This is a genomic window from Nonomuraea sp. 10N515B (assembly GCF_052245915.1).
Classification (GTDB): domain Bacteria; phylum Actinomycetota; class Actinomycetes; order Streptosporangiales; family Streptosporangiaceae; genus Nonomuraea.
In genome coordinates, this window is sequence record NZ_JBQQBQ010000010.1 from 55012 (window position 1) to 72368 (window position 17357).

Annotated in this window: 15 protein-coding genes; 10 read left to right on the top strand and 5 right to left on the bottom strand. The window is 72.3% G+C overall.

Annotated features, from left to right (window positions below; genetic code table 11):
• From ACTWQA_RS16940 to tkt, 3 genes are read right to left on the bottom strand one after another with little or no spacing between them, the layout of a single operon-like run.
• A complete protein-coding gene (locus ACTWQA_RS16940) occupies window positions 1-1653 on the bottom strand; it encodes a glucose-6-phosphate isomerase (protein ID WP_443160353.1) in 1653 nt (550 codons plus the stop codon).
• On the bottom strand, window positions 1653-2744 hold the full coding sequence (gene tal, locus ACTWQA_RS16945; protein WP_305921290.1) for a transaldolase: 1092 nt from the start codon (window positions 2742-2744) through the stop codon (window positions 1653-1655). The genes ACTWQA_RS16940 and tal overlap by 1 nt, the downstream gene beginning before the upstream one ends.
• Before the next feature lie 7 nt (window positions 2745-2751).
• On the bottom strand, window positions 2752-4896 hold the full coding sequence (tkt, locus tag ACTWQA_RS16950) for a transketolase (RefSeq protein WP_443160168.1): 2145 nt from the start codon (window positions 4894-4896) through the stop codon (window positions 2752-2754).
• 222 nt (window positions 4897-5118) lie between these two features.
• Between tkt and ACTWQA_RS16955 the strand changes: the two genes are divergently transcribed.
• Entirely contained in the window at window positions 5119-6063 is a 945-nt protein-coding gene (locus ACTWQA_RS16955; protein WP_443160169.1) for a heme o synthase, read from the top strand.
• A gap of 89 nt (window positions 6064-6152) precedes the next feature.
• A complete protein-coding gene (locus ACTWQA_RS16960) occupies window positions 6153-7346 on the top strand; it encodes a PrsW family intramembrane metalloprotease (protein WP_443160170.1) in 1194 nt (397 codons plus the stop codon).
• A gap of 5 nt (window positions 7347-7351) precedes the next feature.
• Here ACTWQA_RS16960 and ACTWQA_RS16965 read toward each other — a convergent pair whose 3' ends face one another.
• A complete protein-coding gene (locus tag ACTWQA_RS16965) occupies window positions 7352-8338 on the bottom strand; it encodes a COX15/CtaA family protein (protein ID WP_443160171.1) in 987 nt (328 codons plus the stop codon).
• Between the two features lie 96 nt (window positions 8339-8434).
• Here ACTWQA_RS16965 and ACTWQA_RS16970 point away from each other — a divergent pair, with 96 nt between their 5' ends.
• The 8 genes from ACTWQA_RS16970 to ACTWQA_RS17005 are packed head-to-tail and all read left to right on the top strand — an operon-like array spanning window position 8435 to window position 16145.
• Complete coding sequence (locus ACTWQA_RS16970; protein WP_443160172.1) at window positions 8435-9577, top strand: NAD(P)/FAD-dependent oxidoreductase; 1143 nt, start codon at window positions 8435-8437, stop codon at window positions 9575-9577.
• Entirely contained in the window at window positions 9574-9825 is a 252-nt protein-coding gene (locus ACTWQA_RS16975) for a (2Fe-2S)-binding protein (RefSeq protein ID WP_327580840.1), read from the top strand. The genes ACTWQA_RS16970 and ACTWQA_RS16975 overlap by 4 nt, the downstream gene beginning before the upstream one ends.
• Window positions 9822-11312 carry an FAD/NAD(P)-dependent oxidoreductase gene (locus tag ACTWQA_RS16980; protein ID WP_443160173.1) on the top strand — a complete coding sequence of 497 codons (1491 nt, stop codon included), beginning with the start codon at window positions 9822-9824 and terminating at the stop codon, window positions 11310-11312. The genes ACTWQA_RS16975 and ACTWQA_RS16980 overlap by 4 nt, the downstream gene beginning before the upstream one ends.
• Window positions 11313-11336: 24 nt before the next feature.
• Window positions 11337-12230, top strand: a complete 894-nt coding sequence (locus ACTWQA_RS16985) for a dihydrodipicolinate synthase family protein (protein WP_305921298.1) — start codon at window positions 11337-11339, stop codon at window positions 12228-12230.
• Entirely contained in the window at window positions 12227-13228 is a 1002-nt protein-coding gene (locus ACTWQA_RS16990; protein ID WP_443160174.1) for a proline racemase family protein, read from the top strand. Before ACTWQA_RS16985 ends, ACTWQA_RS16990 begins: the two co-directional genes overlap by 4 nt.
• A complete protein-coding gene (locus ACTWQA_RS16995) occupies window positions 13225-14193 on the top strand; it encodes a proline racemase family protein (protein ID WP_443160175.1) in 969 nt (322 codons plus the stop codon). Before ACTWQA_RS16990 ends, ACTWQA_RS16995 begins: the two co-directional genes overlap by 4 nt.
• The gene (locus ACTWQA_RS17000; protein ID WP_443160176.1) at window positions 14190-15464 is read left to right on the top strand and encodes an ornithine cyclodeaminase family protein; all 1275 of its coding nucleotides are present in this window, start codon (window positions 14190-14192) and stop codon (window positions 15462-15464) included. The genes ACTWQA_RS16995 and ACTWQA_RS17000 overlap by 4 nt, the downstream gene beginning before the upstream one ends.
• 12 nt (window positions 15465-15476) lie before the next feature.
• On the top strand, window positions 15477-16145 hold the full coding sequence (locus ACTWQA_RS17005) for a GntR family transcriptional regulator (protein WP_305921302.1): 669 nt from the start codon (window positions 15477-15479) through the stop codon (window positions 16143-16145).
• A gap of 280 nt (window positions 16146-16425) precedes the next feature.
• Here ACTWQA_RS17005 and ACTWQA_RS17010 read toward each other — a convergent pair whose 3' ends face one another.
• Window positions 16426-17340 (bottom strand): EamA family transporter, encoded by a 915-nt coding sequence (locus ACTWQA_RS17010; RefSeq protein WP_443160177.1) that lies wholly within the window; start codon window positions 17338-17340, stop codon window positions 16426-16428.
• Window positions 17341-17357: the final 17 nt, after the last annotated feature.

The following is a 17357-nucleotide window of genomic DNA, read 5'->3' on the forward strand; positions in this document are numbered from 1 at the left end:
TCAAACCTCCTGTGCGGCTGCGAGCAGGTGCGCGACTCCTGCCGCGCGGTCGGTCAAATGCAGGCGTACGGCGGGCCGTCCGCGCGTTTCGAGGGCCTCCAGGTCGCCGAGCGCCTGAGCGAGCTGGAGACGGCCCAGCGTGTAAGGCTTGCCCGGGACCGCGACGTCCTCCGCCACCGCCCCGGTGATCTGCAGGAACACCCCGTTCTGGGGCCCGCCATTGTGATATTGCCCGGTCGCGTGCAACGACCGCGGCCCCCACCCGAACGTCACCGGCCTGTCGGTACGCAGCGCCAGCAACGCCCGCAGCGTGGCCGGGTCGGCCATCATCCAGGCGTCGGTCATCTGCTCGAAGTCGGCGCCGTCGGGCACCGGCGCGTCGAAGGCCGCCAGCCGGTCCAGGTAGGCCGTCACCGCCAGGTAACCGTCGGCCGGAAGAGCGTGCAACAGTTCGATGAACACCCCGGGCAGGTCCTTGGCCGTCACCAGGCCGTAGACCTCGACCGGGCCGTCCACCAGCGCGGGCGCGCCCGCGGGCAGCTCGGGCAGCGCCAGAAGGGCTTCGGTGGTGCCGGCGGGCTCGGCCTGGTCGGGCCGCTCTGCCGGGTCGACCTCCAGCAGGAGCGCGGCGACGGCGGCGGCGTACTGCCAGACCAGGAACTGCGCGCCCAGCGGTCCGTCCACGCGCACGTCGCCGATGTCGGACTCGATGGCGACGACCAGCTCGTCGTGGGCACGGTGGGGATCGGCGCCCACGACGGGCAGGATCCCTTTGCCGCGCTTGCCGGTGGACGCGGCGACGAGCCATTCGATCCAGTCGGGCAGCCCGGCGATGGCGGACAGCTGGTCCTCCAGCAGGAGCTTGTCCCGGCCGCCCAAGGCCGCGCCGCCGAGCACCGCCCCCAGGGCGAGCCCGGGGTTGCCGCTGTCTCGCGACAGCAGCGGCAGCACCTCCTCGGCGTCGTCGAGCAACCGCGCCACGTCAGCCCCCGCCAGCGCCGCGGCCACCAGCGCGGCCGTCGGCACGGCCGCGCCCCAGCCGCCCGCCGGCGACGCCGGACCCGGCCCGCCGGCCGGTGACGGTGTGCCGGGGGCGCTCGACGGGACCAGGCGGTAGCCGCGCTCCACGGCCCGCCGCTGCAGCGGCGAGCCGGGTACGGCGACGGCCACGATGCGCTGCGCGGCGTCGATGCCCGCCGCCGCGAACCGCTCCTCGTAGATCCGCAGGCAGCAATCGGTCTCCACGGCCGGGCCCGCCACCACGATGACCGTGGACTCCAGGGGCTCGGCCAACGCCCGCCGCACCTGTCCGGGGTCGGACGTGTCGAGCACGGTGAGCGGCACGTCGGCGGTGTCGCAGATGACCTCCGCCGCCAGCGCCGCGCCGTCCGTGGCGGCCAGCACCACGGTGGTCAGGCCGGCGGCCCGGGCCTGCTCGGCGAGCTCGCCCAGTTCGGGCAGCAGCTCGCGCGAGGCGCGGAACGGCAGCCCGTCCGCCCACGCCTCGGCGTCTCTGGGAGCTTCGCTCCCTTCGCGACCCCACAGCGTGGGGTCGCCGGCGGCGAGCCGCGCGGGCACGCCGTCGGCGACGAGACGCCCCGCGACGGAGGAGGCGGCCGAGGCCGCCCTCTCGTCGCGGTAGAGCACATCCATCACGGAACCAGGTTCTTGGTGACGCTCTCGAGCAGCTCGTTCCAGGACGCCTCGAACTTCTGCACGCCCTCCTCCTCGAGCACCTTCACCACGTCGTCGTAGTCGACGCCGGCCTCCTTCAGGGCGGCCATGGTGTTCCAGGCGTCCTCGTAGAACGGCCGGATGGTGTCACCGGTGACGTTGGCGTGGTCGGCGGTCGAGTCGAGCGTCTTCTCCGGCATCGTGTTGACGGTGCCGGGGGCGACGAGCTGGTCGACGTAGAGCGTGTCGGCGTATTCGGGGTTCTTCACGCCGGTCGAGGCCCACAGCGGGCGCTGCGGCCGGGCGCCGGCCGAGCGCAGCCGCTGCCACCGCTCGGTGTTCATGACGTCCTCGTAGGCCGCGTAGGCCAGCCGCGCGTTGGCCACGCCCGCCTTGCCCTTGAGCTCCGGCTTGCCGACCTTGTCCAGCCGCTTGTCGATCTCGGTGTCGACCCGGCTGACGAAGAACGAGGCCACCGACTCGATCGTGGCCAGGTTGAGCCCCTTGGCCTGCGCGGCCTCCAGGCCGGCGAGCCAGGCGTCCATGACCGCGCGGTAACGCTCCAGCGAGAAGATCAGCGTCACGTTGACGCTGATGCCCTCGGAGATCGCCTGCGTGATCGCCGGCAGGCCCTCCACGGTCGCCGGGATCTTGATGAACAGGTTGGGCCGGTCCACCATCCACCACAGCGCCCGCGCCTCGGCCACGGTCTTCTCGCTCTCACGGGCCAGGCGCGGGTCCACCTCCAGCGACACGCGGCCGTCCACGCCGCCGGTGGCGTCGTAGACCGGGCGCAGCACGTCGCAAGCCCAGCGGATGTCATAGGCGGTGATCGCCCGCACGGCCTCGTCCACGTTGACGCCACGGATGGCCAGGTCGTGCAGCTGCACGTCGTAGGCGTCGCCCTTGCTGAGCGCGCCGGCGAAGATCGTCGGGTTGGAGGTGACCCCGACGACGTTCTTCTCCCTGATCAACTGCTCCAGGTTGCCGCTGCGCAGCCGCTCACGGCTGATGTCGTCGAGCCAGATGGCCACGCCCTGGCCGGACAGCTTGTTGAGGATCTCGCTCATGTCTTCTTCAGTTTCCCGTCGTCTCGCCTTTTTCCTGACCAAGCTTGGCCAGGCTCGCATGTGCCGCCGCCGCCACGCGCTCGGCCGTCAGCCCGAACTGCTCGTACACCGTCTTGTACGGAGCCGACGCACCGAAGTGTTCGAGGCCGACCACTTCGCCGCATTCGCCGACGAATTGGTGCCAGCCGAGCGCGATGCCCGCCTCGACCGCCACCCGAGCCCTGATCGACGACGGCAGAACCGTCTGCCTATATGCGGAATCCTGCCCGTTGAACCACTCCACACACGGCATGGAGACGACTCGCGTGGGGATGCCCTGCTGCTCGAGCAGCTCGCGGCCCTCCACGGCCAGCTGCACCTCGCTGCCGGTGGCGATGATGATGACCCTGGGCTGACCGTCGGACGCCTCGCGCAGCACGTAGCCGCCGCGGGCCACGCCGTCGGCGCTGGTGCCCTCGTACACCGGCAGGTTCTGCCGGGTCAGGGCGAGGGCGGCGGGCCGGTCCTTGTGCTCGAGCACGGTCTTCCACGCGTAGGCGGTCTCGTTGGCGTCGGCCGGGCGGACCACGTCGAGGCCGGGGATCGCGCGCAGCGCCCACAGGTGCTCGATCGGCTGGTGGGTGGGGCCGTCCTCGCCCAGGCCGATGGAGTCGTGCGTCCACACGTAGGTGACCGGCAGCTTCATCAGCGCGGCCAGGCGCACCGCCGGGCGCATGTAGTCGGAGAAGACCAGGAACGTGCCGCCGTAGGGGCGGGTGCCGCCGTGCAGGGCGATGCCGTTGAGAATGGCGCCCATGGCGTGCTCGCGGATGCCGAAGTGCAGCGTGCGGCCGTAGCGGTTACCGGGGAACTCCTTGGTCTGGTATTCCTCCGGGATGAAGGACGGCTCGCCCTTCATCGTGGTGTTGTTGGACTCGGCCAGGTCGGCCGAGCCGCCCCACAGCTCGGGCAGCACCGGCGCCAGCGCGCTCAGCACCTCGCCCGACGCCTTGCGGGTGGCCATCGAGGCGTCCACCTCGAACGACGGCAGCGCCTTGTACCAGCCGTTCGGCAGCTGGCGGTGGGAGATGCGGTCGAGCTCCTCGGCGCGCTCGGCGTTGGCCAGCCGCCATTCGGCGTAGCCCTTCTCCCACTCGGCGTGCGTGGCGCGGCCGCGCTGGGCCACCTCGCGGGCGTGCGCGAGCACGTCGGCCGGCACGTCGAAGGTCTTGGCCGGGTCCATGCCGAGGATTTCCTTGGTGGCGGCGATCTCCGCCTCGCCCAGGGCCGCGCCGTGGATCTTGCCGGTGTTGCGCTTGTTGGGCGCGGGCCAGCCGATGATCGTGCGCAGCCGGATGAACGACGGCCGGTCGGTCTCGGCCTTGGCCGCCTCCAGCGCGTCGTACAGGGCCTGCACGTCCTCGTGGTAGTTGTCGCCGGCGGTCCAGTCGACGCTCTCCGTGTGCCAGCCGTAGGCCTCGTAGCGCTTGACCACGTCCTCGGACTTGGCGATCAGCGTGTCGTCCTCGATGGAGATGTGGTTGTCGTCCCACACGACGATGAGGTTGCCGAGCTTCTGGTGGCCGGCGAGGGAGCTGGCCTCGTGGCTGATGCCCTCCTCGATGTCGCCGTCGCTGACGAAGCACCAGATGTGGTGGTCGAACGGCGAGGCGCCGAGCTCGGCGTCGGGGTCGAACAGGCCGCGCTCGCGGCGGGCGGCGATCGCCATGCCGACCGCGTTGCCCAGGCCCTGGCCGAGCGGGCCGGTCGTGGTCTCCACGCCCGCGGTGTGGCCGTACTCGGGGTGGCCGGGGGTGAGGCTGTCCCACTGGCGCAGCCGCCTGAGGTCGTCGAGCGTCAGGCCGTAGCCGGAAAGATAGAGCTGGATGTAGAGGGTCAGGCTGGTGTGGCCGCACGACAAGACGAAACGGTCGCGCCCGATCCAGTTGGGATCGGTGGGGTCGTGGCGCATCACACGCTGAAACAGCAAGTATGCGGCGGGGGCCAGGCTCATGGCGGTGCCGGGATGACCCGAGCCCGCCTTCTCCACTGCGTCCATCGCCAGGGCTCGAATGACGTCGACCGCCTGCTTGTCCAGGTCGGTCCAGTCAAGGGCTGGCACGAGTTCGGTGCTCAAGTGCTCGATCTCCGGAATCTTGTTGTCATTGGTCATGCCGGTTGGCTATCCCGCCCACACGGACCCTAACCGAGTGGACGTGGCGATCAATTCCATATCCACCCGCGCGTGTCCATGTATGGCGCAAGCCCCCCATTGGCCGGACCGGCCCACCCTGCGACTACAGTTTGTTGGGTTCGCAGGGGCGTCACCGGCGCCCACCCATGGATCCGCTCTTATCAGAGGTTACGCGTTGACTCCGCACAGGCTGGAAGCGCCTTGACGGTGCTGACCAACAGGCAGGCGACGGCGCCATCTCCGCAGGTGGAGGCGCCGCGCTCGATCGGCATGATCGTGAAGGCCTACATCGCGCTCACCAAGCCGCGGATCATCGAGCTGCTGCTGATCACCACGCTGCCGGTGATGTTCCTCGCGGCGGGCGGCCTGCCGCCGCTGTGGACGTCCATCTCGGTCATGGTGTTCGGCACCCTGTCGGCGGGCAGCGCCAACGCGCTCAACTGCTATGTGGACCGCGACATCGACCAGATGATGCGCCGCACCCGCCGCCGGCCGCTGGCCAGGCACCAGGTGTCGCCGCGCGGCGCGCTGATCTTCGGGATCGTGCTCGGCGTGCTGTCCCTGGTCGGGCTGTGGGTCACCACCAACTGGCTGGCGGCGCTGCTGTCCACCGCGGCGATCCTGTTCTACGTGCTGGTCTACTCGATGATCCTCAAGCGGCGCACGGCCCAGAACATCGTGTGGGGCGGCATCGCGGGCTGCATGCCGGTGATGATCGGCTGGGCGGGCATCACCGAGCGGCTGGACTGGGCGCCGCTGGTGCTGTTCGGGGTGGTGTTCTTCTGGACGCCGCCGCACACCTGGACGCTGGCCATGCGCTACAAGGAGGACTACGCGGCGGCCAAGGTGCCGATGTTGCCGGTCGTGGCCACCGAGCGGCGGGTCATCCTGGAGTCCATCGGCTACACGTGGGCGACCGTGCTGTGCTCGCTGCTGCTCTGGCCGGTGGCGGGGACCACGGTGTTCTACCCGGTCGTGGCGGCAGCGCTGGGTGTGATGTGCCTGTGGGAGGTGCACCGCCTGCTGGCCCGGCTCAACGCCGGCAAGACCGGCGTCGAGCTGCGGCCCATGCGCTTCTTCCACTGGTCCAATGCCTACCTGGCGCTGCTCTTCCTCGCCGTCGCGATCGACCCGCTGCTGGCATGATCGCCGCCGCCGCCGCGGGTCCTTTCTGGACGGTGAGGACTGGCTATGCTGGCACGGCCACCGGCACCCTGATCCGTTAAAGTCACCCTATGGCGTCCCGTGATCCACGCTGGGTGTTGAAGGACCGCCCCTCATTGGCGTTGATCATCGGGCTGGTCCTCACCGGCATCTGCGCTCTGGTCTCCTTCTCGTTCGACGTGCTCAACGGCGAGCCGGTGCAGTTTTTCATCGCGCTCACGCTGGCGCTGGCGCCGGTGCCGATGCTGCTGGCCGCGGTGCTGGCACTGGACAGGATGGAGCCGGAGCCGCGCAGCAACCTGACCTTCGCCTTCGCGTGGGGCGCGGGCATCGCGGTGCTGGTCGCGGGTGTGGTCAACTCGCTCAACCTGCACTACATCATGGACACCGTCAAGCTGTCGGAGGCCAGCGCCCGCAACATCGCGGCCACGTTCGGCGCTCCCGTCGTCGAGGAGACGATGAAGGGCCTGGTGCTGCTGGGGCTGCTCAGGTTCCGCAGGGCCGAGCTCGACGGGCCCACCGACGGCGTCATCTACGCCAGCATGGTCGGCCTCGGCTTCGCCATGAGCGAGAACGTCAGCTACTACCTCGCCGCGCTCAACTCCGACTCCGGCGTCAAGGGACTGGCGGTCACCGTGGTGCTGCGCGGCATCCTGTCGCCGCTCGCGCATCCGCTGTTCAGCTCGATGATCGGCGTCGGCGTCGCCTACGCCGCCCAGCGCAGCGGCTCCGAACGGGTGTTCTCCATCCTGGCCGGCTGGTCGGGCGCGATGATCCTGCACGGCCTGTGGAACGGCCTGGCCTCCTACGGCGGCTTCCCCGGGCTCGTGGTGGCCTATCTGACACTGCTGGTGGTGCTCGTCGTGCTCATCGGCGTGGTGTTCAGGGACCGGCGCCGGATCGTGGCGCTCATCCAGCGCTATCTGCCGCCGTACGAGCCGACCAAGCTCGTCAACGGGGCCGACGTCTACATGTTGTCGACGTTCTCCCGGCGCCGTCAGGCCAGGCAGTGGGCCAAGGCCCACGGCGGCAAGCGCGGGCTGCGCGCGATGCGCGACTACCAGCTCGCCGCCACCGAGCTGGGGCTGCTGCACGAGCGGGCGGCCCGTCACATGGTCGACGAGCAGACCTTCCATGAGGAGCAGCGGGCGCTGCTGGAGTGCATGAGCACGGCCAGGGCGGACTTCCCTGTGCCGTCGGTGCACGCCGGGTCGGTCGCGAGGGGCACGCCGCCGCCCGGCTACGCCCCCGGCGCGCCAGGCTGATCCGCTCAGACGGTGGCGGGCGCTTCGACGGGGGAGTGGGGCGCGGGCACCGGGTCGCGGGTGCGCAGCGAGGTCACCACCCTGAGGGCGGCGATCCAGACCAGGGTCGAGCCGAGCACGTGCAGGAGGACCAGGGCGGCGGGCACGGCCAGGAAGTATTGGGTGTAGCCGATCACGCCCTGCAGCAGCTCCACCACGAACAACGCCAGCGCGGCCCGCCGGGCCGGCCGCGTGGAGTCGCCCACGTGCAGGGCGAACAGCAACGCGAACGTCAGCCCGACGACGACGTAGGCGAGGTCGGCGTGCAGCCGGGCCACGGCCTCGATGTCGAGGTCGAAGCGCGAGGCCATCACATCGCCCGAGTGCGGTCCCGTGCCGCTCACCACCACACCGGCCACCAGCAGCACGAAGACGGCGGCCACCAGCACGTGGCCCAGCCTGCGGACATCCCGGTGGGTCACCCGCCGTGCCGCGCCGTCGCCCTCGCCCGCGCGGGCGAGGGCGTACAACATCCAGCAGGCCGCGATCAGGCCGCTGGAGATGAGGAAGTGCATGCCGACCGTGAACGGGTTGAGCATCGTGTTGACCACCAGCCCGCCCCACAGGGCCTGGGCCAGGACGCCGACCGGCTGGAGCAGCGCCAGCCGCACCAGGGACCGCCGGCGGGGCACCATCCGCCAGGCCGCGATGACACACGCGGCCGCCACGGCCAGCACCAGGAAGGTCAGCAGCCGGTTGCCGAACTCGACCAGCATGTTGAGCATCGACACCTCAGGGTGCGCGACCGGGATGAAGCTGTCCGGGGTGCACCTCGGCCAGGTCGGGCAGCCGAGCCCCGAGCCGGTGACGCGCACGCCCGCGCCGGTCACCGTGATGCCCGCGTTGACGACCACGGATGCCATCGCCCAGCCCCGCATCGACCGCGTGGTCGGCGCCCAGAAAGAGAACAGGTGGCGCACGAGAGGGTTGGAGTGATCCGTGGGTAGCTTCACGTCATCGATGGTACGGGCGGGTACGGTCGGTCCCGCCACGGGGAACGGGCTTCTCAACCCACTTAGGTATGTGACATATTACTGGGGGAGGTGGTCATGTCCGACGTCATCGTCGTCGGCGCCGGTGTCGTGGGGGCGGCGTGCGCCTACTACGCCGCGCGAGCGGGGCTCGACGTGACCGTGATCGACCGTGGGCCCGTCGCCGGCGGCACCACCGGCTCGGGCGAGGGCAACGTGCTGGTGTCGGACAAGGAGCCCGGGCCGGAGCTGGAGCTGGCGGTGCTGTCCAACCGGCTCTGGCGCACGCTGGCGGAGCACGGCGGGTTCGAGTTCGAGGCCAAAGGCGGACTGGTCGTCGCCGAGACCCTCGAGATCCGGCGGCAGCTCGAGGACCTCGCCGCCAAGCAGGACGTCGACCACGCCGTCGTGGCGAGCGACGCGCTGCGCGACTACGAGCCGCACCTCGCGCAGGGGCTGGCCGGCGGCGTCTACTACCCGCAGGACGCCCAGGTCCAGCCCATGCTGGCCGCCGCCACCCTGCTCAAGCAGGGCGCCGGCAGGTTTGGGCGCGCCAGGCTCAGCCTGCGGCTCGGGGTCGGGGTGACCGGGTTCATCCGCTCGGGGGAGCGGGTGACCGGCGTGCGGACGACGCACGGCGACGTGCTCGGCGGCGCGGTGATCAACGCGGCCGGCACGTGGGGCGGCGAGGTGGCCGCGTTGGCGGGTGTGCGGCTGCAGGTTCTGCCCAGGCGCGGGTTCATCCTGGTCACGGAGCCGTTGCCGGAGCCGCTGATCAGGCACAAGGTCTACACCGCCGCCTATGTCACCAACGTGGCCAGCGACTCGGCGGGGCTGGAGACATCGGCCGTGGTCGAGGGGACGGTGGCGGGGACGGTGCTGATCGGGGCGAGCAGGGAGCGGGTCGGGTTCGACCGGACGACGTCCGTGCCGGTGCTCGCCCGGCTGGCGGCGCAGGCGGTCGCGCTCTTCCCGGTGCTGCGGGGCGTGCGGGTCATCAGGTCCTACTGCGGTTTCCGGCCGTACTGCCCCGACCACCTGCCTGTCATCGGCGCCGATCCGCGCGTGCCCGGGCTCTACCACGCGTGCGGGCACGAGGGCGCCGGCATCGGGCTCGCCCCGGCCACCGGCCACCTGCTCGCCCAGGTTCTCACCGGCGCCCGGCCCGACCTGGACCTGCGCCCCTTCCGCCCGGACCGCTTCCCCGAGGAGGCTTCTTGACCGTCCGCCCGTTCTCCATCACGGTCGACGGCCGGTCCGTGCCGGTCGTGCCCGGCCAGACGATCGGCGCGGCGCTGCACGCGGCCGGGATCCGCTCGTGGCGCGCCACCCGGTTCGGCGGGCGGCCCCGCGGGCTGTTCTGCGGGATCGGGGTGTGCTTCGACTGCCTGATCTCGGTCAACGGGCGGGCGCCTGAACGCGCCTGCCTGGCCGAGGCCGCGCCAGGGGACGAGGTGACGACCTCATGACGTACGGCTCAGCCGGCGGGCGGGCGGGCGACCGCGGGACGTACGACCTGGTGGTCGTCGGCGGCGGGCCCGCCGGGGTGGCAGGCGCGCTCACGGCGGCGCTGGCCGGGCTGCGGGTGGCGCTCCTGGATTCCTCGGCGCGGCTCGGCGGCCAGTACTTCCGGCACACCGCCGTCCCCGGCCGGGCGCCGGGACTGGACCGGTTCCTGCGGCAGGCGCGCGCCCTGAGCGACCGGGCCGAGGTGCTGTCGCGGCACCAGGTGTGGAGCGTGGCCCGCGAGGCGGACGGCGACCTGCTCGTGCACGCCGGCTCCCCGGACGGGCGTTCGGTCGCCGTGCGGGGGCGGCGGCTGCTGATCGCCACCGGCGCGTACGACCGGCCGCTGCCGTTCCCCGGCTGGGACCTGCCCGGCGTGCTCACGGCCGGAGGCGCGCAGGCGCTGCTCAAGGGCAACGGCGTGGTGGCGGGCAGGCGGATCGTCGTCTCGGGCACCGGGCCGTTCCTGCTGCCCGTGGCGACCGGGCTGGCCGCGGCCGGGGCGAAGGTGCTCGGCGTGTTCGAGGCGGGCGGAGCGCTCGGGCTGGCCAGGCATCCGCTGCTCACCCTCGGCAAGGCCGCGGAGGCTGCCGGGTACGCGCTGAGCCTCGCCCGGCACCGGGTGCCGTACCTGACGCGCCACGCGGTCGTCGCCGCCCACGGGGAGCGCGAGGTGGAGGCCGTCACCGTGGCCCGCCTCGACCAGCGGTGGAACGTTCTCGACACCCGGATCGTCGAGTGCGACACCGTGGCGACGGGATACGGCTTCGTGCCCCAGATCGACCTGGGCGTGCAACTCGGCTGCGGGACCCGGCACGACGTGGACGGCAGCCCCGTCCTGGAGGCCGACTCCGCCCAGCGCACCACCGTGCCCGGGGTGTGGGCGGCAGGTGAGCCCACCGGTGTGGGGGGATGGCGGCTGGCCGAGCTCGAGGGCCGCATTGCGGGCCGGTCCATCGTCGCGCACACCCGCCGCCGCCCGTCCGGAGCGGCGGGGGTCGAGTTGATGGCCGGCGAGGTCGCCGGGGCGCTGTCGCGGCGGCGGGATCGGTGGCGGGCCTTCGGCGCGGCGTTGCAGCAGGCGTACCCGGTCCGGCCGGGCTGGCAGGGGTGGCTGCGGGACGACACGCTGGTGTGCCGGTGCGAGGAGGTGCCGCTGGCGCGCGTCCGCGAGGCGCAGGAGCTCGGCGCCACCGACGCGCGCTCGATCAAGCTGCTGGCCCGGCCCGGGATGGGCTGGTGTCAGGGCCGCATCTGCGGGTACGCCGTCGCCTGCCTGGCCGACGAGCCGCAGCAACCGCCCCGCCGCCCCATCGCCCAGCCCATCACCCTCGGCGCCCTCAGCGAGGCCGCCGGACCCGGCGACGACCTCGCCACGAGCCGCGCCCGCGATCCCGGCGAGCCGGCCACGAGCCGCGCCGACAATCCCGACGATCCCCTCGCACACTGAAACACCCGACATGGAGGACTCCTGATGGAACATCGCAGCAAGCCATGGCACGGCGTCATGGTCGCCACCGCGCTGCCCCTGCGTGACGACCTGTCCGTCGACTTCGACGGCTACGCCGCGCACTGCCGCTGGCTGGTCGAGAACGGCTGCGACGGCGTCGTGCCCAACGGGTCGCTCGGCGAATACCAGACGCTCACCCCGCAGGAGCGCGCCCGCGTGATCGAGACGGCGGTCGAGGCCGTCGGGGGCCCGAACGTGATGGCCGGGGCCGGCGCGTACGGCGCCGCCGAATCGCGCCGCTGGGCCGAGCAGGCGGCCGAGGCGGGCTGCGGCTCGGTCCTGCTGCTGCCGCCCAACGCCTACCGGGCCGACGAGCGGGCGGTCCTCGCGCACTACCGCGAGGTCGCCAAGGCCGGGGTGCCGATCGTGGCCTACAACAACCCGTACGACACCAAGGTCGACCTGACCCCCGCGCTGCTGGCCAAGCTGCACGAGGAGGGCCTGATCGTGGCCATCAAGGAGTTCAGCGGGGACCCGCGGCGCGCGTACGAGATCGCCGAGGTGGCGCCCGAGCTGGACGTGCTGATCGGCTCCGACGACGTGCTGCTGGAGCTGGCCGTGGCCGGGGCGGTCGGCTGGATCGCCGGCTACCCCAACGCGCTGCCCGCCTCCAACGTGGCGCTCTACCGCGCCGCCGTGGCCGGTGACCTCGCCACCGCGCTGCCTCTTTACAGGAAGCTGCACCCTCTGCTGCGCTGGGACTCCAAGACGGAGTTCGTCCAGGCCATCAAGCTGTCCATGGACCTCGCCGGGCGGTACGGTGGCCCGTGCCGGCAGCCCAGGCAGCCGCTCACCGACGAGCAGGCCGCCGTCGTGCGGGCCGCGACCGAGAAGGCCTTGGCGGAAGGGCTGAGATGAGGACCAAGCGGGTTTTCCACGCCGTCGACTCCCACACCGAGGGCATGCCCACCCGCGTGATCACCGGTGGGGTGGGCGTGATCCCCGGCGCCACCATGGCCGAGCGGCGGGTCCACTTCCGCGACAACCTCGACCACATCCGCACCCTGCTGATGACCGAGCCGCGCGGCCACGCGGCCATGAGCGGCGCCATCCTCCAGCCGCCCACCCGGCCTGACGCCGACTTCGGCGTGCTGTTCATCGAGGTGTCCGGGCTGCTGCCGATGTGCGGGCACGGCACGATCGGCGTGGCCACCGTGCTTGTCGAGACCGGCATGGTCGAGGTCGTCGAGCCGGTCACCACCGTGCGCCTGGAGGTCCCGGCGGGGCTGGTCGTGGTGGACGTGGCCGTCGAGGACGGCATGGCCATGTCGGTGACGCTGCGCAACGTGCCCTCCTACAGCGACCGGCTGGACGCCGTCGTCACCGTGCCCGGGTTCGGGGAGATCCGCTACGACCTCGCCTACGGCGGCAACTTCTACGCCATCGTCGACCTCGACTCCTATGGCCTGCCCTTCGACCGCAAGGCCAAGAACGAGATCATCGCGGCCGGTCTGGCCACCATGGAGGCGATCAACGCCGCAGACCAGCCCGTGCACCGCGAGGACGACCGCATCCGCGGCTGCCATCACGTCTACTTCGCCGCCCCCGGCTCCGACGCCCACCACTCGCGGCACGCCATGGCCATCCACCCCGGCTGGTTCGACCGCTCGCCGTGCGGCACCGGCACCAGCGCCCGCATGGCCCAGCTGCACGCCCGCGGCGAGCTGCCGCTCGGCCGGGACTTCGTCAACGAGTCGTTCATCGGCACCCGCTTCATCGGCCGGCTCCTGGAGGAGACCACCGTGGGCGGCGCGCCGGCCGTCGTGCCGTCGATCACCGGCCGCGCCTGGATCACCGGCACCGCCCAATACTTCCTGGACCCGCGCGACCCGTTCCCGGCCGGGTTCGAACTATGACGATCACCACCGTCGACTACCACACCGGGGGCGAGCCGTTCAGGATCGTCACCGGGGGCGTGGCCGAGATCCCCGGCGCGGACGTGCTCGCCCGCCGCGCCGCGGCCATGGAGCACGCCGACGATGTGCGGCGGCTGCTGTGCCACGAGCCGCGCGGCCACGCCGACATGTACGGCTGCTTCCTCGTCCCGCCGAACGATCCCGGCGCCCGCTTCGGCGCGCTCTTCTGGCACAAGGACGGCTTCTCCACCGCGTGCGGGCACGGCACGATCGCGCTGGGCGCGTACGCGGTGCAGGAGGGCCTCGTCGAGGCCGACCCCGACGGCGACACGGACGTGGTGATCGACGTGCCGTCCGGACGGGTCACGGCCCGGGTGCGCAGCTCCGGCGGGCGGGTGAAGGGGGTCACGTTCGTCAGCGTGCCGTCGTACGTGATGGCGCGTGACGTGGCCGCCGGCGGCGTCAAGGTGGACGTGGCGTGGGGCGGCGCCATCTACGCGTCCGTCCCGGCGGGGGCGCTGGGGTTGTCGGTGGAGCCCCGGCACCTGACGGCGCTGATCGAGCACGCCCGGCGCATCAAGGCCGACCTGGCCGGCCACCCGGCGTCCCGGCATCCTTCCGACGAGCGGCTGTCCGGCGTCTACGGGGTGATCTTCTACGACGAGCTGCCGGACGTGGACGGCGTGACGCATCAGCGGAACGTGACGGTGTTCGCCGACGGGGAGGTCGACCGGTCGCCCTGCGGGTCCGGCACGGCGGCCCGGCTGGCGCTGCTGCACGACTCCGGGCTGCGCGGGACGCTGGTCCATAGCAGTATCGTCGGCAGCGTCTTCCGGGCTCGCGTGGCCGGTGTGGCCGGGGAGGGCGTCGTGCCGGAGATCGAGGGGATGGCGTACCGGACCGGGCGGCATTCGTTCGAGCTGGATCCGGAGGATCCGATGGGGACGGGGTTCACGCTGCGATGACCGACGCTCTGCCGTACCTCGACGCCGCCACCCTGGAGCGGCTGCTGCCCGTGGGGCGGGCCGTGCGGATCCTCGAGGACGCGCTGCGGGCCGGGCTCGACCCGGAGGCCACGCCGCAGCGGCCCGTCGTGGACGTGCCCGCCGGGCAACTCCTCCTCATGCCCGCCGCCGCCGGGCGGTATGTGGGGGTGAAGGCCGTCACCATCGCGCCCGGCAACCCCGGGCGGGGGCTGCCCCGGATCCAGGGGACGTATCTGCTGCTGGACGGCGACACGCTCGCGCCGCTGGCCGCCATGGACGGGATCGCCATCACCTCCCTGCGCACCCCGGCCGTCTCCGCCCTGGCCGTCGACCACCTGGCCGAGGCGCGTGGCGGGAAGCTGGTGGTGTTCGGGAGCGGGCCCCAGGCCTGGGGCCACGTGCTGGCCTTCCGCGAGGTCCGGCCCATCACCGAGGTGACGGTCATCGGTCGCGACCTTGCCCGCGCCGAGGCCCTGGCCACCCGCTGCCGCACCCTCGGCCTCCCCGCCCGCGCCCTCGCCTCCGGCCCAGCCGGTCCGGCATCTGCGCCTGTCGGCTCGGCCCCCGCCCCCACAGCCCGCAACCATGCACCCGCTGACTCGGCCGATGCACCCTCCAGCGCCGGTGCGCCCAACGCACCCGGCCAGGGATGCGTCGCCTCACCGAGCCTGCCGCCTGCGCCGCCTGCGCCGCCCGCGTCGACCGCGCCGCCCGCGCCGACCGGACAGGCGCCGGGCAGTGCGACGGAGGAGGCGTCGGACGCACCGGTTGGGGGACGGCCGGCGGCCGTGGGCCGTGCGTCCGCTCATGGGCCGGTCGTCTCGCTGGGCGCGCCGGATCCGGCGACCCGAGGGTGGGGCGACGACGTGGTGCGGGCGGTGGCCGAAGCCGATCTCATCGCGTGCTGCACGACCGCCAGAGAGCCCCTGTTCCCCGGTAAGCTCGCCCGCGACGGCGTCACCGTCGTCGCCGTGGGCTCCCACGAGCCCGGCGCCCGCGAGCTCGACGGCGACCTCATCGCCCGCGCCACCGTGGTCGTCGAGGCCAGGGCGGCCGCCCTGGAGGAGGCCGGGGATGTGATCATCCCGATCCGCCACGGTACGACCACCTCTGGTCATCTCGCCGGGAACCTCGCCGAGCTGATCGCCGGACAGGTGATCGCCGGTCCGGGGCCACGCGTGTTCAAGAGCACGGGCATGGCGTGGGAAGACCTGGTGATCGCGGCCGCCGCGTATGAGGCGTGGATTTAGGAGGATGGGCGGATGCCTGCCGAGGATCGGCTCGACCTGCCGATGGTGGGGGAGCGTCAGAGCCTGCGCGAGCAGGTCGCGCACGCGCTGCGCGCCGCGCTGATCACCGGCGAGATGCGGCCCGGGGTGGTCTACTCCGCGCCGGTGCTGGCCGCCCAGTTCGGCGTCTCGGCCACGCCGGTCCGCGAGGCCATGCTCGACCTGGCCAAGGAGGGCCTGGTCGAGGCGGTGCGCAACAAGGGCTTCCGGGTGACCGAGCTGTCCGACCGCGACCTCGACGAGCTCACCGAGATCCGCCAGCTCATCGAGGTGCCCACCGTGGCGCGGCTGGCCGACAGCTCGCGGGCGGAGGAGTTCGAGCGGCTCAGGCCCATCGCCGAGGAGATCGTCTCGGCCGGCGAGCGCGGCGACCTGCTCGCCTACGTCGACGCCGACCTCCGCTTCCACGTCGAGCTGCTGACCCTGTGCGGCAACGCCCACCTCGTCGAGGTCGTCCGCGACCTGCGGACCAGGGCCAGGCTCTACGGCCTGTCGCAGCTGTACGAGCGCGGCGCGCTGGGCGACTCGGCCAGGGAGCACCTGGCGCTGCTCGACGCGCTCAAGAGCGGCGACAGCGAGGCCGTCGCGCACGTCATGGGCGAGCACATCGGGCACGTGCGCGGCATCTGGGCCGAGCACTGACTTCCGACATTCGGGGATCGAGCCCGCCTCGATCGAGGTAACCTCGATGCAGGCCGGTTGAGCGCGCTGACGCCCAACGGCCGGCAGACCGCCCCCTCCACCCGCGCCGGACGGGCTATTCGCGCGTGCCGGGGACCCGGCGAGGGACGGCATCAACCCCGGTCCAGCGGAACCCCGCACTCCGCTGACCCTCCGCGGGCTCGGCACACCCCGCCCACCGAGAGCCGAGCCCTCCGCCGCGCGCCCGAGAGGCCCCATCCCTGGGCGCGCGGCGGTCCTCCTATTTCTTCGCCTTCCTGGTCGAGCCCAGGCTGGCGGCCACGATGCACAAGATCGCCGCCCACTGCTGCACGTGCAGGATCTCGCCGAGCAGCAGCAGCCCTATCATCGCCGCCACCGCCGGCTCCAGGCTCATCAGGATCCCGAACACCTGTTTGGGCATGCGCCGCAGCGCCTGCAACTCCAGCGAGTAGGGGATCACCGACGACAACAACCCCACGCCGAGCCCGATCAGCAGCAGCTCCGGCTGCAGCAGGTCGGCCCCGCCCGTCGTGACCCCGACCGGGGCGATCACCAGGGCGGACACGATCATCGCGAACGACAACCCGGTCGTCCCGGGAAACCGCTGCCCCGCCGCCGCCGACAGCAGGATGTAGCCCGCCCAGCAGGCCCCGGCCACCATCGCGAACGCGATGCCGACCCAGCTCACCGACGCCGACTCGCCCCACGGGGCCAGCAGCACCACGCCGGCTCCCGCCAGCCCGACCCACAGCAGGTCGATCCTGCGCCGCGAGGCCGCCACGGCCACGCCCAGCGGACCGAGGAACTCGATCGCCACCGCGATGCCCATGGGCAGCCGCGACAGCGCCTCGTAGAACGACAGGTTCATCACGGCCAGCGTCACGCCGAAGCCGATCCCCACCGCCCAGTCGCGCCAGGCCAGCCCCTTCAGCCGCGGCCTGATGAACGCCCCCATGACCAGCGCGCCGGCCGCGATGCGCAGGAACACCACCGCGCTCGGCGGCAACACCGCGAACAGCTCCTTGGCGAATCCGGCGCCGATCTGCACCGAGACGATCCCCAGCAGCACCAGCGAGGACGGCGGGATCGAATCGGAGGCCGCCCGCAGCAGGCGCCCCGGCCGGGGCAGGCCTGAGCCGCGATCGAGGGGATCGTCCAGGGCGAAGGCGGTCATGGGGCTCCTCAGGGGAA